Annotated in this window: 13 protein-coding genes and 1 tRNA gene; 7 read left to right on the forward strand and 7 right to left on the reverse strand. The window is 63.3% G+C overall.

Going from position 1 to position 14312, the window contains the following annotated elements; translation table 11 throughout:
- The first annotated feature begins 4 nt into the window (after window positions 1-4).
- Window positions 5-2605, forward strand: a complete 2601-nt coding sequence (locus Harman_RS13870) for a PAS domain S-box protein (RefSeq protein WP_137684381.1) — start codon at window positions 5-7, stop codon at window positions 2603-2605.
- On the opposite strand, the gene Harman_RS13875 is transcribed toward Harman_RS13870, so the two are convergent.
- Window positions 2583-3242 carry a TVP38/TMEM64 family protein gene (locus tag Harman_RS13875; protein ID WP_137684382.1) on the reverse strand — a complete coding sequence of 220 codons (660 nt, stop codon included), beginning with the start codon at window positions 3240-3242 and terminating at the stop codon, window positions 2583-2585. The two genes, Harman_RS13870 and Harman_RS13875, sit on opposite strands and share 23 nt — an antisense overlap.
- Window positions 3243-3293: 51 nt before the next feature.
- Between Harman_RS13875 and Harman_RS13880 the strand changes: the two genes are divergently transcribed.
- Window positions 3294-3683 (forward strand): DUF5830 family protein, encoded by a 390-nt coding sequence (locus Harman_RS13880; protein WP_137684383.1) that lies wholly within the window; start codon window positions 3294-3296, stop codon window positions 3681-3683.
- A gap of 132 nt (window positions 3684-3815) precedes the next feature.
- Here Harman_RS13880 and Harman_RS13885 read toward each other — a convergent pair whose 3' ends face one another.
- Window positions 3816-4847: a DUF7115 domain-containing protein gene (locus Harman_RS13885; protein ID WP_137684384.1), complete on the reverse strand. Its 1032-nt coding sequence runs from the start codon at window positions 4845-4847 to the stop codon at window positions 3816-3818.
- Between the two features lie 154 nt (window positions 4848-5001).
- Between Harman_RS13885 and Harman_RS13890 the strand changes: the two genes are divergently transcribed.
- A tRNA-Met gene (locus Harman_RS13890) sits at window positions 5002-5146 on the forward strand.
- Between the two features lie 188 nt (window positions 5147-5334).
- Here Harman_RS13890 and Harman_RS13895 read toward each other — a convergent pair.
- Window positions 5335-5928, reverse strand: coding sequence for a HalX domain-containing protein (locus tag Harman_RS13895; protein WP_137684385.1), 594 nt, complete (start codon window positions 5926-5928; stop codon window positions 5335-5337).
- 196 nt (window positions 5929-6124) lie between these two features.
- On the opposite strand from Harman_RS13895, the gene Harman_RS13900 reads away from it, so the two are divergent.
- The 3 genes from Harman_RS13900 to Harman_RS13910 all read left to right on the forward strand — a co-directional run bounded on the left by Harman_RS13900 (window position 6125) and on the right by Harman_RS13910 (window position 7469).
- Window positions 6125-6562 (forward strand): pyridoxamine 5'-phosphate oxidase family protein, encoded by a 438-nt coding sequence (locus Harman_RS13900; RefSeq protein ID WP_137684386.1) that lies wholly within the window; start codon window positions 6125-6127, stop codon window positions 6560-6562.
- Between the two features lie 12 nt (window positions 6563-6574).
- Window positions 6575-7009 carry a hypothetical protein gene (locus Harman_RS13905; RefSeq protein WP_137684387.1) on the forward strand — a complete coding sequence of 145 codons (435 nt, stop codon included), beginning with the start codon at window positions 6575-6577 and terminating at the stop codon, window positions 7007-7009.
- Window positions 7010-7223: 214 nt separating this feature from the next.
- Entirely contained in the window at window positions 7224-7469 is a 246-nt protein-coding gene (locus tag Harman_RS13910) for a hypothetical protein (protein ID WP_137684388.1), read from the forward strand.
- 31 nt (window positions 7470-7500) lie between these two features.
- Here Harman_RS13910 and Harman_RS13915 read toward each other — a convergent pair whose 3' ends face one another.
- Window positions 7501-7752: a hypothetical protein gene (locus Harman_RS13915; protein WP_137684389.1), complete on the reverse strand. Its 252-nt coding sequence runs from the start codon at window positions 7750-7752 to the stop codon at window positions 7501-7503.
- An 85-nt stretch (window positions 7753-7837) separates the two neighbouring features.
- Here Harman_RS13915 and Harman_RS13920 point away from each other — a divergent pair, with 85 nt between their 5' ends.
- Window positions 7838-8488 (forward strand): hypothetical protein, encoded by a 651-nt coding sequence (locus Harman_RS13920; RefSeq protein ID WP_137684390.1) that lies wholly within the window; start codon window positions 7838-7840, stop codon window positions 8486-8488.
- 33 nt (window positions 8489-8521) lie between these two features.
- Here Harman_RS13920 and Harman_RS13925 read toward each other — a convergent pair whose 3' ends face one another.
- The 3 genes from Harman_RS13925 to smc form a co-directional block, all read right to left on the reverse strand.
- The gene (locus Harman_RS13925) at window positions 8522-9625 is read right to left on the reverse strand and encodes a site-2 protease family protein (protein WP_137684391.1); all 1104 of its coding nucleotides are present in this window, start codon (window positions 9623-9625) and stop codon (window positions 8522-8524) included.
- 82 nt (window positions 9626-9707) lie between these two features.
- Window positions 9708-10730 carry a segregation/condensation protein A gene (locus tag Harman_RS13930; protein WP_137684392.1) on the reverse strand — a complete coding sequence of 341 codons (1023 nt, stop codon included), beginning with the start codon at window positions 10728-10730 and terminating at the stop codon, window positions 9708-9710.
- A complete protein-coding gene (gene smc, locus Harman_RS13935; protein ID WP_137684393.1) occupies window positions 10723-14310 on the reverse strand; it encodes a chromosome segregation protein SMC in 3588 nt (1195 codons plus the stop codon). The genes Harman_RS13930 and smc overlap by 8 nt, the downstream gene beginning before the upstream one ends.
- Between the last annotated feature and the right edge of the window lie 2 nt (window positions 14311-14312).

Raw genomic sequence — 14312 nt, forward strand, 5'->3', positions numbered from 1 at the left:
TGGTATGAGTAGCCACGGAGACGAGATTTCCGTGCTGCACGTCGACGACGACCCCGATCTCGGCGATCTCGTCGCCATACATTTAGAGCGAGTTCAGAGCGATATCTCTGTCTGCACTGAGCGAAGCGCGACCGATGGGTTAGACCGGTTGTCCGAGGGCGATTTTGACTGTGTCGTCAGCGATCACGACATGCCGGGCATGAACGGGCTCGAATTTCTGAAGGTCGTCCGCGAGGAGGACGAGGAGCTACCGTTTATTCTCTTTACCGGCAAAGGAAACGAGGAGATTGCGAGTGATGCGATCTCTGCCGGCGTCACGGAGTACCTCCAGAAGGGGGCCGGGACGGACCAGTACGCGGTTCTCGCCAACCGTATCGAACGGGCAGTGGGAGAGCAACGGGCAAAGAGAGCTCTGGAGGAGTCCGAGCGGATGCTGTCGACGCTCATCTCCAATCTACCGGGGATGGTGTACCGCGCGCGGAACGAACCCGATTGGCCGATGCAGTTCGTCAGCGACGGGGCGGCGGAACTGGTGGGCTACAGTTCAGCGGCCATCGAGCGCGGCGAGGTCTCCTGGGAGGCCCTCATCAAGGACGAGGAAACGGAGCGACTCTGGGAGACCGTCCAGACCTGTATCGCCGCCGGTGAACCCTTCGAAGTCACCTACGAGGTGGAGACAGCCCACGGGGAGACCCGCTCGATGTGGGAGCGCGGGCGCGTCGTCGAGACCGATGACGACGGCGTCGAGATACTCGAGGGGTTCATCACCGACATAACTGCCCGGGAGGAACGGGAGCGTGAACTCGCGAACCAACGGGCGTTCACCGAGAAGCTCATCGATTCAGTCGACGATATGTTCTACGTCGTCGGTGCCGACGGTAGCCTGGTCCGGTGGAACGACACCGTCTCGGCAGTGACCGGCTACACCAACGAGGAGTTGGCGTCAATCGATATCGAGGAACTCATCGTGGAGTCCGACCACGAGAAATTATGGAGCGTATTCGAGGAGACGCTGGAGACGGGGTACGGAACCGTCGAGGTAGGAATCGAGACGGCTGCCGGCGAGCGACTCCAATACGAGTTCAGGGGGTCACGCATCGAAGACGAGCGTGGCGACCTGTTCGGGATTGCCGGCATCGGTCGTGATATCACCGAACGGAGACACCGAGAGCGGGAACTCAGGGAGTACCGGACGCTGGTCGAAAACATCGGAGACCCGATGTACATCCTCGATACCGACGGGACAATAGAGATGATAAACGAGGCGATGGCCGCCCATCTGGGGTACGAGCGCTCGGAGATCATCGGCTCGGAGCCGACCCGGTTTATGCCCGAAGAAGACGTGGAAAAGGGGACAGCACACATCCGTGACCTGCTTGACGACGACGAGCGAACGTGGGCCACCTTCGAAATGCGGACGATATCCGCTGACGGGACAGTCCGGATCAACGAGGACAAGGTCGCACCGCTGTTCGACGACGATGGGGCCTTCGACGGCTCGGTCGGTGTGATGCGCGAGACGACGGCGCGCAAGCAACGCGAACGGGAACTCGAACGCTACGAGACCATCATCGAGGCCGTCGGCGATCCGGTGTACACCCTCGATGACGAGGGCGTGTTCACCTACGTGAACGAGGCGATAGCGCGACTGACGGGGTTCGAACCCGACGCGCTCATCGGCGAGCACATCTCCACGATTATGGCCGGCGAGGACATCGACAGGGGCAGTGAGCTTATCAGGACAATGCTGTCTGACCCGACCCGGCAGAACGTGACCTTCGAGACGGATATCGTCGACCAGACCGGGGAGCACACGCCTATCGAGATCCATATCGCGTTGCTTCCGGCAGTGGCCGGGGAGTTCAACGGGACAGCGGGCGTGATCCGTGATATCAGCGACCAGAAAGAGAAGGAGCGACAGCTCGCGGAGTTCGCGTCCGTCGTTAGCCACGACCTCCGAAACCCGCTGAACGTAGTCAAGGGGCGAATATCGGTCGCCCGAACATCGGGCGACGTATCACACCTCGAGGCGGCAGAGTCCGCGGCTGACCGGATGGACGAACTCATCAACGATCTGTTGACACTCGCCAGGCAGGGCGATACGGTTGGCGAGACGACGATGATTGACCTCGCTGCCATCGCAGGTCAGGCCTGGGCCGATGTCGAAACCGGCGATGCCACGCTGGAAAAACACGGGACAGCAACGGTCGAAGCCGACGCGGCACGGCTCCGTGCGGTGTTCGAGAACCTGTTCCGGAACAGCGTGGAGCACGGTTCCGCAAGCAGTCGGACGGAGTCCGACGACAGTGGAGAACATGGCTCCACGGGCAGTCCGCCAGGGGCCGACGACAGAGACAGCGCCCCACTCACTGTCACTGTCGGCACGACGGACACCGGGTTTTATGTCGCCGACGACGGCGCCGGTATCCCGCCGAAAGAGCGAGATGGCGTGTTCGAGCGCGGCTACACCACGAGTGACGCGGGAACCGGGTTCGGGCTGGCAATAGTCGCTGAGGTCGCACAGGCCCACGGGTGGTCGGTGTCGGTGACAGAGAGCGAGAGCGGCGGCGCGCGCTTCGAGTTCACGACGACTCCGGAGAACTGACGTGGCGGTAGGCCGGACCGGCGAGCACCAGCACGGCCAGCGCTGCGGAGAACAACAGGACATGTGGGAGCGCGTCGACGCTGAGTCCGGTGAGCGTCAGCGACCGGAGCGATGCGCCGGCGGTGACCTCGACGGCGACCCACGGAATCTCCCCAAGGAACGTCCCGACGGCGAACGACCGCGGGGAGACGCGAGCGAACCCGGCCCCGTAGGAGACGGGGTCTGCCGGCACTGGCGAGAGCCGCGCCGCGAGGACGCCCCGCGTCTCGCCGGTCACCTCGATAATCCGCCGGCCGGAGTCGCCCAGCCAGCCGAACATCCCGCCCTGCTCGCCGGCCCGCAACGCGAACCGATAGGGGATGAGGCAGGTGACGAGCGCGCCCATCAACGCGACGGGGAAGCCGTATTTGATACCGAGCGTGAACCCGACGAACGCGGACAGGGGCATCGTCGGCCACGCGAAGAAGGGCCGGACCAGATACAGCCCGACGATGACGCCGGCGAGATAGATCGGGTGGTCGGCGAGACGCATGGTCTGGGCCACCACCCGCTCGGGCGTGAGCAGCGTCGTCGCGATAGCGACGACTGCCACCAGCCCAGCGGTCCCGACCAGCTGTCGCTTCGCGAGGCTATCCATCTACCCAATTGGGCGGTAGCAGTCGACAAACGCTTTGTGGTATCTTTTAGGTTGTTCGGGGTTGAAACGGCGATTGTGTCCGAGACGGGAGACCCGGTCGAACTCGGCGTCAAACTGCTCGCTCACCTGGAACACGGCGAGCTGTCGGTCGCCGATGCGCTCGACCGCATCGAAACGGTGACCACCAACCCACAGGTCCAGCGTGAGATACTCGACACCGCAGTGATGCGCGGGCTCATCGAACGCGAGAACGGCGTCGTCCGTCCGCGGTCACAGGGCTCGTACGTGAACTTCGACAGCGACGTGGTCGTCCGCGAGGGCGAGTTCTCGTGTCAGCGGTGTGGCGCGGCTATCAGCACGGGGCATTTCGTCCAGTTTGACGACGGCGAACTGGGACCGTTCGGGTCGACGTGTATTCGGAAAGTGTTAGGGAGAGAGTAGCGAGAGCGAGGGGCGCGACCGCAGGGAGCGGCCCTCGACAGAGCGAACGGCGACGGAAGGAGCCGTGAGCAGCAAAGCGCGCGGCCCTGGATAAAGCGAACGGTCCCAAAATACAAGACGGAAACTGACGAGTCAGCGGCCCTGGCGGAGTTCCTTGATGAGCTGTTTGATCGTCCGTTCCTGTTTCTGAATCTGCTCCTGCTGTTTCTCGACGGCGGCGGTCAGTTCGGCGACCTGCGCTTCGAGTTCGGCGATATCGGGGTCCCCAGTGGTGTCCGGTTCGACTGATTCCGTGTCTGACTGGACACTGACCGAGTCATCGGATTGCGTTTCCGCCGTGGCTTCGGTGGTGGTCCCCTGTTCGCCGGCGGATGCGGTCGCAGTCTGCTTGCTGGGCGCTGCGGACTCGCGCTCGGCGCTGTGGTCGTCTCCGCCTTCGCCTTCCTCGTCGTCGTTACTGACGAGTGGGTCGATACCGGATTCGAGGCCGAGGCCGCTGCCGGCGTTGTCGGCACCGTCCTCCGGGTCCGCCCCGACCTTGGCGTTGAGGTCAGCGAGCGACTCGACCTCGTGGAACGCAAACAGGGCTTCTTCGAGTGTTTTACGGACCATCGGCGCCTGCTCCGACGGCGCTTTGATTCGTTCCGGGCGGTCGTTGAACGACAGCACGACGGCGGTGGCGACGCTGCCCTCTTCGAACTCCAAGCCGGTCACGTCGTCGAAGGAGAACGCCTCGTAGTCGGCGTCCCAGGTGACGTTGCCGATGTGCTTGAGCAACTGACGGTCAGTGACGACCAGCGTGAGTTCGCTGAACCGGAACACGCCGGCGATGGTCTCGTCGCTGTCGATACCGCCGGCGACGGTGAGTTTGCCTTCCAACAGCCGTTCGAGGACAGCGTCGCCGCGGCTGCCAGGGACGGACAGTTCGAGCTTCTCGCTGGTGTAGATGAGCGAGAACTTGGTCTTTCGCCGGCCTTCCGAGACCGTGAGCCGTTCGAAATCGTGCGGGTAGCTGGCGACCTTCTCGTCGCTGAGAAGGCCCTCGCCGCGGTAGACGAGCGTCCGGGTCGGTGTGAAACAAGCCGCGTCTTCGTCGCCGAGGTTGACACCGCCCCGGATCTCCTCGTCCCCGAGTTCCTGCCGGACGAGGTCTGGTATCTCCATACTGCCTGCATACCTGCGTGGTGGCTTAAATCCGCGGGTCGATTATCAGCGGCTATCACGCCCGAACGGACCACACACCGTGAGACAGCGACCCAGCCCCGGCAGAGATGAGAACCTTCAAGACGGCTAACGGCCAACGGCTGAATGCACCCGCGCCCGGGTGGCTTAGCTGGACATAGCGCCGCACTCATAGGGTCTCTTGACTCATGCGGCAGTGCACCCGTCATGACCCCGGGGCGCTCGTCACGCCCCAGACCTGGGCCATGCGGAGATCGAGGGTTCGGAGCCCTCCCCGGGCATTTTCCAAACACATCGACCAGCCCCCAGCGGCGTCGCCGTCTCGGGTTCGGTCCCATAGCCGATGGCTACCCTGCGTAGTTCCGTATTAAAAGAGCGGACCGCTAACCGGACAGTTTCTAAACACCGGTCTGGTCTCACCACTGCGCGGAGCCTGTGCATGGTTTGGCGGGACAGAAATCGCCGCCGGTCAGTCCGACAAAAGTCCACTTTCGCCGGGGAACTGTTGAAACACGGCCTCGAAGTCATCGATCTCCGAAGCGGTGGAATCGGCTGTCTCGCGGAGTTCTTCGACCCGCTCGCTGACAGTCCGGTACTCGTCGCTGGCTTCCAGTTGCGGGGTGTTCTTCTGCGTTTCCAGGGTCGCTTTCTTCGAAGCCATCGCGAAGTACTCCTGGACCTGATTGTCGTACGTGGTCCGGACGAGCATCTCCGAAACGGTTTCGAGAAGGTCCTCGCGGGTGACCGGCTTGGTCAGGTACTCATCGAAGGGCATCTCGACGATGTCGAAGTCCGGGTCGACGGCTGTCACCATCACTACTGCGGGGTCGATCCCCCGTTCCGCGATGGTATCGAGGACCTCGTCGCCGCTCATGTCGGGCATCTGGCGGTCCAGAAAGACGACATCGACGGATTCGTCGACTAGCTGGAGCGCCTCCGTCCCGCTGTGTGCGGTCCGAACGTCGTGTGCGGTCACCAGCCACGTCGAATACAGGTCCGCGATATCTTGTTCATCGTCGACGACGAGAACCGTTGCACCCTCCCTCTCAACACTCTCTTGCACTTGTAGTCCCTCCTGTCGTCTCACGTACTTCTCTTGCGGAGACTTCCTTGAACACCAAGATAAATCTAGGCGGCGTATTATTGGTTCTGATAACGCTGAAGTCGATTAGTTGATACCTGCCCGCAAACACAGAGCTATCACTCCACAGTGATCTATCCCAGAGAGGTTAACACAGCGGCGACCGTACAGTGTCGGTATGGTGACCGTCTCCGGACCGTGGACGCGCGAGGAGATGGAACGGTTTCTCGACGCCGAAACTGTCCCGCTCCGTCTGGGGTGCCGGACGCCCGCCGACAAACCTTGGATGCTCTCACTCTGGTACCGATTCGTTGACGGTGCGTTCCAGTGTGCAACGGGGGCCGACGCGGCAGTTGTCGAGTATCTCGACTACGACGACGCTGTTTCCTTCGAGGTTTCGACGAACGAGCCGCCGTACTGCGGTGTGAGAGGCAACGGGACGGCAACGATGACAGCGGACGAGGACAAGACGGTGCTCACCGAGTTGCTACAGCGCTATCTCGGCGGGACCGACTCGCCGCTGGCCGAACAGTTACTCGCTCCTGACCGCCGCGAGATACAGATCACAATCACGCCCGACCGTCTCCACACCTGGGACTACAGCGACCGGATGTAACAGACTGAATCAATGGAACCCACAGACTCAGCCACGGACACAGACCCGACAGACATCAAATCAATCGCCGTAAGCGCCACTGACCTCGTCGCCGCCATCGAGGCAACTGCGGACGGATCAGAGACCGTGGTACGCGTCACGCCGCCGTTCAGCGGTCGGATGCGAGCGCGTCTGCACGTCGTCCAATCCGATGACAGCGACGACGAAACGCTTCACATCGACCCCGCCTCGCTCTTGACTGCGGACGCACCAGCGTATCCGACACCCGACGACACTGCCGACGAACTCCGGGACGCGGACGACGAGACGTACTCGGTAGAGCGCCATCGAACCTACCACGAGCAGCGACTCGCCGAGTGGCGGGCTTCCGTTCCAGACCACGTCGTCGATAGCACGACACTGGGGGACAGAGACCAGGACGTAACCGTGTCTCTACTCGGCCCGTAGTCGCCAACATAGATCGGAAATAAATGTCTCTGTGTTTACTAGTGTGGTAAGCTCTCACGCGAGAGCTGCGAATCCGATAAAACGTCTAACGCCCGCTGACCCAGTAATAAAATGAACGAGTAGGAGTCGGTTGCGCGTGAAACGAAGCGAAACGGGTGGAAACCTCTAGCGGTTATAAGATATCTCCAGTAGAAGCCGTGGATAGGTCCCTTCAATGTCAAGTTCGTCCGCATACGAATTACTCGCCCAGTTTGATGAGTTCCTCCCGGAGTTCGACGAGCCGCTCGTCTCCGCCGTCCGAGGTATCGCGTTCTGGACAGCGATTGCACTCCCGTTTCTCTATCTACCGCTGCTGATTACCGGCCTGAACTCCGGGGCGACGCGGATCGCGTTCGTCGCGCTCGTCGTTTGCAACGCCGTGGCACTGCTTGTCGGCCATTCACACCGCGAAAGCGACTGAGAAACAGCGCTCGATAAGACCCCACCCTCCGTTACTCTTCGAGAAGGTCGACCCACTCTCTGAGCGGCCCTCTGATGCCGTCGACTGAGACCATCACGTCGCCGTCGAAGCGCCACGTCGCCTGCGGAGAGTCCGTGCCGAACCGCATCGGAACGGAGACCGATACATCGTCGGCCGTGACGTGAAGCGCCTCGTCGCGGTCCACCGTTTCGTCAAGCAGTCGTTCGACGGCCAGGCGGAGCTGTTCCGGGTCCGGTTCCGGGAGTTCCGTGGAGTGGCTCATAGCTGTCCCTTGGAACCGAAGCTACCTCGGTGTTGTCCCAGTGGCGAGTCCGCGGAGTCTTGACGGTGGAACCCGTCGGGGAGATATGGACGAGCGTACGGGCGTGTTCAGGGTCTACCGCGTCGTCGAAGCGTTCCCGCATATCAATCTGTTCGACACTGACGCGACGCGGCTCTACACGGTGTATCAGTCCGGCTACGGCGAGCGACAGCCGGCGGTCGACGCCCTCCGAACGGGCGACCTCGTCGAGGCGACCCTCGGCGGCGACCCCGACGATCAGGAGGAGGCGTGGTCGCTACTTTCCGTCGATCGACTCGATCGGGTCGCAATGGATTTCGCCGTTGACGCCGAACTCCCGGAAGTGGCGGCTGACCTCTGGGAACCGGGGCTGGAACGCCCGGCGAGTGCGACGCTCGAAGAGGACGGCGAGCCGGTCGCGGAATGTTTCGTCCAACCGCGCGCGCCGCTGCCCGGCGGCACCTTCGTTCCGAGCGTGCTCACCGGCCTGCTGCCGATGGAATCACTGCTGACCGAACTCCCCGCCATCGGCGAGCCGCCGACGAACGCTCTCTTTATCGACCCCGACGCGCCGGACGCAGACGGATACTCCCGGCCCTACGGCGTCGCCGTGCTGTTCACCGCCGAGGCTGACGAACTGCTTGCCGAGTTCCGGGAGCGCTACGACCTCCCCACTGATACCGACAACAGGCCCGAGTACGACCCCTACGGGCTGTGAGCCGCTGACTGAGAAGGCTGCCACGGTGAGTCGCTATATCGTGATGACCAGCGGTACTGGAACGAAACAGAGCATGCCGAGAACGAACGTTACCAGGCCGATAGCCCAGCGCCCCAGTCCCAGCGGCGTCTCGTCGAGCGGCGTCGCCGAGCCGAGCCTGCCGAACACCAGCGCCAGCAGTCCCCAGAATGCCCACAGTCCGGCCGCGCGGCCGCCCTCGAAGGCGACGAGATACCCGGCTAGTCCGAACAGAGCGATGGGGACAGCTATCTGAACCAGCGACAGCCGGTCGCCGAACAGCGACCGGGCGACGTGTGCGCCGTCGAGTTGCCCCACCGGCAGGAGGTTCAGGAACGTCACGAACGCCCCCACCCAGCCGCCGATGACCACCGGGTTCGGGAGCAGTCGCGGATTAGCGTACTCCAGTTGTTCGCCCATCAGTGCGGCGATACCCCGCAACAAGAGTGGGTAGCCGAGTTCGATGTTCGTGACGATGCCGCGAGTCACCTCCACCGGCGGGAGCGTCACGCCGATGGCGGTCACGATGACCGTCGCAACGAGACCCGCCAGCGGTCCGGCGACACCGATGTCGAACAGCGCCCGCCGGTCGGGAATGTGGTCGTTCATGCTGATGACTGCACCCAGCGTCCCGAGCACGTTCGGAAACGGCAGGAAGTACGGTAGACTTGCCTCTACCTCGTGGTAGCGGCTCATAACGTAGTGGCCGAACTCGTGGACGGTGAGGATTCCAAGGGCTGCTGCGGCGAAGGGCCATGCACTGAGCATCGCCGTCGGGTCTTCGAGAACGGACAGCCCGTACCAGCGCGTCCCAGCGTACAGCGTCGATACGAGCGTCAGGACGGCGAGCCCGACGTTCAGCCACGGAATCCCGTCAACGCCGAGCGAGCGCTCCCGCGCGATCAGGACCCACTCGCCCATCTCTTTTTTGAGCGCCACGCGGTACCCGCGCTGCCGGAACACCGGCGCGATGCGGTGAATGACCTGTTCGGACTCGGTCACCGGCTCGCCGTAGTACCGGACGCCGTCGTCAGCCGTCATGTCGACCTCGTACACCCGGAAGGTATCAGCGAGCGACTCCGGGTCCGGCAACTCCGGCGGCGAGGACTGGGTCGCCATTATCGACGCTTAGGGTTCGACCCGTTTGAACCTGTTTGCCGCGTCGCTGCTTGCTGCTTTGCCCCTCGCCGGGGACGGCATCTCAGTCCGCGACGGCCTCGTCCGACCCGGTCGCGGCGCTGGGGTCCTGAATCCAGAGGTCGCCAAAGAGGTCGTCCTGCTGGAGCCGGACCTGGCCGCGGTGGGCCAAAAAGAGCAGCCCGAGGAACGTCTCGACGCGGGTCCCGCCGGCGGTGTCGACCTCACGGTACAGCACCTCCTCGCGGCCCTGGTCGTACTGCTCGCGGACGGCGTCGTGTACGTCGGCGATGATGTCGTCGATGTTCTCGGCGTGGGCCGTCCCGGTCACGTCCGCTGCCGACGGTTCCTCGTCCAGTCGCATGTCGTCGGCTCCACGGTAATCCAGTTCCTGCGTCCCGCGGTCGTACCCGCTCGGGGAGTCGCTGGTGTCGTACTCCCGGGACTCCTTCCACCACGATTCGCGCTCGGCGTCGCGGAGGTCCCGAACGAGTTCGTCGAGCGTCTGTGGCATCCCGCGGGCGCGGCGGCGTTCGAGCCGGCGGTCCATCTCCGACTCCAGCGCGGCGAACGGGTCCGGCTCCTCGATGGGGGCGTCCTCGTGCATCGCCTGCTCCCACGGCTCGGCCGGTTCTTCCTCCGTCTCACTCTCGCCGAGCATCGCGTCGCTTTTCATCCGGATGAGGACGCTCGCGTAGAACAGCGCCCGCCCCGACGTGCGCAGGTCCGCGTCGTCGATGCGCTGGAGGAACTTGTCGGTGACACGCACCACGTCGATATCCCACGGGTCGATTTCGCCGTCGTCCGCGAGCTGGACCAGCACCTCGACCGGTTCGACATCCTCGTCGTCGCTGTCGTCGGTGGCCCCCTCACTGTCTTGCTCCGGCGCGTCGTCGCTCGGGTCCGGGTCGTCGCCCAGCAGCGCCGCCGCGTCTCCCGATTCACCGGGCGGGTCGCGGTCTTCGTGGCCGGTGATGTTGAGTGGGATGTCATCTGCCTCGTCGTCCTGCTCACGGGTCGCGTCGCTCTCCGTTCGCGATTTCGAGGAGCCCCCGTCGCGCTGCTCCGTCGGCTCCTCGCTAGTCATCGGCCGGCACCTCCTCATCACCGTCACCCTCGCCCGAGAGGTCAATCCCGGTGACGGCGCTCACGTTGTCGCCCTGCATCATCACACCGATGGCGCGCTCGGACCGCTCCAGCATGGCCGAGCGGTGCGAGACGACGACGAACTGGGCGTCGCCGGCGAGTTCGTCGACCAGTTCGCCGACGAGGTCGGCGTTGGCCGCGTCGAGGAAGGCATCCACTTCGTCAAGCGCGTAGAACGGCGCGGGGTTGTGCCGCTGGATGGCGAAGATGAACGCCAGCGCCGTCAGCGACTTCTCGCCGCCGGACATCGCGTTCAAGCGCTGAATCGGCTTGTCGCCCGGCTGGGCCTTCATCGTCAGCCCGCCCTCGAAGGGGTCGTCCTCGTCTTCAAGGTGGAGGTGTCCGGTGCCGTTCGAGAGCCGTTCGAAGATGTTCTGGAACTGGTCGTTGATCTCCGTGTACGACTCCATGAACGTCTCCTTCTTGCGCGCCTCGTAGGTATCGATGCGCTCGCGGATGCCGTCGGCCTCCTCGACGAGCGTGGCCTTCTTCTCCTCCAGTTCGTCGAGGTCGTCAGCCACGCGGTCGTACTCCTCGATGGCCCGCATGTTGACCGGCTCCAGTTTCTCCATCTCCGTTTCGAGCCGGTCGATCTCCTGCTCGACAGTCTCATGGTCGGGCACGTCCTCGGGGTCGTAGTCGCCGACCTGCGCTTCGAGTTCGTCGATTTCCCAGTCCAGGCGCTCCTGGGTTTCCCGCTCGTTTTCGAGGTCCCGCTCGATTTCAGAGACGGCGGCCTGTTGCTCGTCGCGGGCTTCCTTTGCTTCCTGCAGGTCAGCTTTCAGGTCCTCGCGTTCGGACTTGAGTTCGGCCAGTTCCTCTTCGAGGTCGGCGACGGCCTGTTCCTTCTCGTCTTTCAGCTCCTGCTTCTCTGCGACGTTCGCTTCCAGCTCCTCGATACGCTCCTCGTGTTCGGCCTTGCGGTTCTGGGCCGCCTCGATGTCGTCATGGAGGTCCTCGATGGCCTCCTCGGCGTACTGCTTTTCGAGTTCGTATTCGTTGAGTTCGGCGTCGAGTTCGTCCTGGCGGTCTTCGAGGGCGTCGATGTCGTCCTTGATGGCCTCGCGCTGGTCGGTCAGGTCCGGCAGTTCCGAGTCCTCGACTTCGGCTTCAAGCTCGTCGATGTCGGCCTGGAGCGCGTCGATTTCCTCGGTCTTTTCCTCGATGTCGGCCTCCAGTTCGTCCATCTGGTCGGCGACTTCCTCGCGTTCGGCGGCGATTTCTTCGAGGTCGGCTTCCAGTTGGTCGATGCGCTCGCGCGTGTCTTCCAGCGCGCTTTGCTTGCGCTCGATGCTCGTCTCGATGTCTCGGACCTGCTCGGTCGCGTCGGACTCGCGGTCACGGGCGTCGTCCAGTCGCTCCTCCACGTCGCGTAGGTCCTCACGCACGTCTGCCCGCTCGTCTTCGAGCTCGTTGATTCGCTTCGCCACGCGTTCGAGCTTGCCAGCGCCGCCCGAGAAAGAGTAGCGCGTGCCCGAGGACGAACCCCCGGTCATCGCGCCCGATTTCTCGACGAGGTCGCCCTCAAGCGTGACCATCCGGTAGTCGCCCATCAGTTCGCGGGCGGTGTCCATGCTGTCGACGACGACGGTGTCGCCGAGGACGTACGAGAAGATGCCCGCGTACTCGCGGTCGAAGTCCACGAGGTTGTACGCGAAGTCGATGACGCCGTCGGCACTGGGCAGCGATCCCAGCGAGCGGTTCTGCATCTGCGTAATCGGCAGGAACGTCGCCCGGCCGGCGCTACGTGATTTGAGGTACTCGATACAGCGCTGGCCGACGCTGTCGTCGTCGACGACGACGTGGGCGAGCCGCCCGCCCGCTGCCGTCTCACAGGCCGTGGCGTACTCGGGGTCGACGCCGCCCAGTTGGCCGACAGTGCCGTGGACGCCCTCCTGGCCGGCGTTGAGAATTGCCGTCACCGCGCGGCCATAGGAGGAGTCACCGTCCTCGCCGGCCTTCGCTTCGAGCTGGGCGTACTCCTGTTGTTTCGCGCTGATCTCGTCTTCGAGGTCGTCTAAGTCCGACTGGAGTTCCCGCTTCTCGGCACGTAAGTCGTCGACGACCTCGCCGATGGTCGCCTTGTTCTGCTCGGCCTTCTCCAGTTCCGTCTCCAAGTCCTCGATATCGGCTTCGAGGTCCGGAATCTCGGCCTCGGCCTCCTCGATGGCTTCGCGTTTCTCGTCCTCGGCGTTCGAGCGCCGCCGGGCCTCATCCAGCAGGCGGTCCTGCTCGCGCTGGAGGTCGTTCTTCTCGCTTTTGAGCGTCTCCAGCCGCGAGCGTTTCTCCTCCAGCTCGTCCTTGACCTCCTGAAACTCCTCGCCAACCTCGTCGATGCGCTGCTGGACCTCCGCGAGTTCGGATTCCTTCTCGGCGATGTCGGCTTTGACATTGGATTTGGCGACCTTCGTCTCGCGGATGTCGCTTTCGAGGTCGTCGATAGTCTCCTGCTTGCGGTCTATCTGGACGAACGCCTGCCGGCGCTCGTTCTCGGCTTCTTCGACGGTCTCCTCGGCGGACTCGATCTTGTCCTCCAGCCTGGAGATGTCGCCTTTGATCTCCTCGATTTCGCGCTTGATGGCGAGCTGTTCGTCCTCGCCCTTGCGCTCGATTTCCTGATTGAGTTCGTGCAGCTCGTCTTCCAGACGAATGACCGCACCCTGGCGTTCGTCCAGTTCTGTCTGGAGCTCTTGGAGTTCCCCTTCCAGGTCTTCGATGGTTTCCTCGACAGCGGCCAGTTCCTCGCGCTTGTCCTCGAGCTCGGCGGCCTTGCGGTAGCCCTCGTACTCCTCTTTCTCGTCGCGGAGGTTCTGGTACTTGAGCGCCGTCTCGCGCTCGTCTTCGAGCTGGTCGAGCCGATCCTGTTTCTCCTCGATACGGAGCTCGGCCTCGTCGATGCGCTCTTGGACGACCTCCAGTTCGTCGAAGGCGTCGGCCTTCTTCGCGTCGAACTGGGCGACGCCGGCGATCTCGTCGATGATTTCCCGACGGGAGCCGGCGGTCATGTTGATGATTTCGGTCACGTCGCCCTGCATGACGACGTTGTACCCCTCCGGCGTCACGCCGGCCTGGGCGAGCAGGTCCTGAATGTCCGAGAGATTGACCGAGCGACCGTTGATGTAGTAGTAGGAGTAGTAGTTGTCCTCGGTCTCCTTGACACGGCGCTTGATGGCGATTTCGTCCACGTCGCCGACATCCTCCGTGCCGGCGGCGTTGACAACCTGTGCCCGTTCCAGCGTGCGGTCGTCATTTGCCAGAATTACCTTGACGCTGGCCTGGCGCTCACCGTCGTACTCGGCGTCTTCGTCGGCGTGACCGGGGTTGTAAATGAGGTCAGTCAGCTTCTCGGCGCGGATACCCGAGGTGCGAGCGAGTCCGAGCGCGAATAAAATTGCGTCGATGATGTTGGACTTGCCCGAGCCGTTCGGGCCGCTGATGGTAGTGAAATCTTCGTAAAACGGAATTCGGGTCTTACGCCCGAAGCTCTTGAAGTTGTCGAGGACGAGCTCTTTGATATGCATGC

The sequence above is a fragment of the Haloarcula mannanilytica genome (assembly GCF_005406125.1).
GTDB classification, from domain to species: domain Archaea; phylum Halobacteriota; class Halobacteria; order Halobacteriales; family Haloarculaceae; genus Haloarcula; species Haloarcula mannanilytica.

What these genes read in the sequence shown, in the direction of transcription:
- Harman_RS13870 (WP_137684381.1), top strand. Translation starts at nt 5, where the DNA reads ATGAGTAGCCACGGAGACGAGATTTCCGTGCTGCACGTCGACGACGAC.
- Harman_RS13875 (WP_137684382.1), bottom strand. Translation starts at nt 3,242, where the DNA reads ATGGATAGCCTCGCGAAGCGACAGCTGGTCGGGACCGCTGGGCTGGTG.
- Harman_RS13885 (WP_137684384.1), bottom strand. Translation starts at nt 4,847, where the DNA reads ATGGAGATACCAGACCTCGTCCGGCAGGAACTCGGGGACGAGGAGATC.
- Harman_RS13900 (WP_137684386.1), top strand. Translation starts at nt 6,125, where the DNA reads ATGGTGACCGTCTCCGGACCGTGGACGCGCGAGGAGATGGAACGGTTT.
- Harman_RS13905 (WP_137684387.1), top strand. Translation starts at nt 6,575, where the DNA reads ATGGAACCCACAGACTCAGCCACGGACACAGACCCGACAGACATCAAA.
- Harman_RS13910 (WP_137684388.1), top strand. Translation starts at nt 7,224, where the DNA reads ATGTCAAGTTCGTCCGCATACGAATTACTCGCCCAGTTTGATGAGTTC.
- Harman_RS13915 (WP_137684389.1), bottom strand. Translation starts at nt 7,752, where the DNA reads ATGAGCCACTCCACGGAACTCCCGGAACCGGACCCGGAACAGCTCCGC.
- Harman_RS13920 (WP_137684390.1), top strand. Translation starts at nt 7,838, where the DNA reads ATGGACGAGCGTACGGGCGTGTTCAGGGTCTACCGCGTCGTCGAAGCG.
- Harman_RS13925 (WP_137684391.1), bottom strand. Translation starts at nt 9,625, where the DNA reads ATGGCGACCCAGTCCTCGCCGCCGGAGTTGCCGGACCCGGAGTCGCTC.
- Harman_RS13930 (WP_137684392.1), bottom strand. Translation starts at nt 10,730, where the DNA reads ATGACTAGCGAGGAGCCGACGGAGCAGCGCGACGGGGGCTCCTCGAAA.
- smc (WP_137684393.1), bottom strand. Translation starts at nt 14,310, where the DNA reads ATGCATATCAAAGAGCTCGTCCTCGACAACTTCAAGAGCTTCGGGCGT.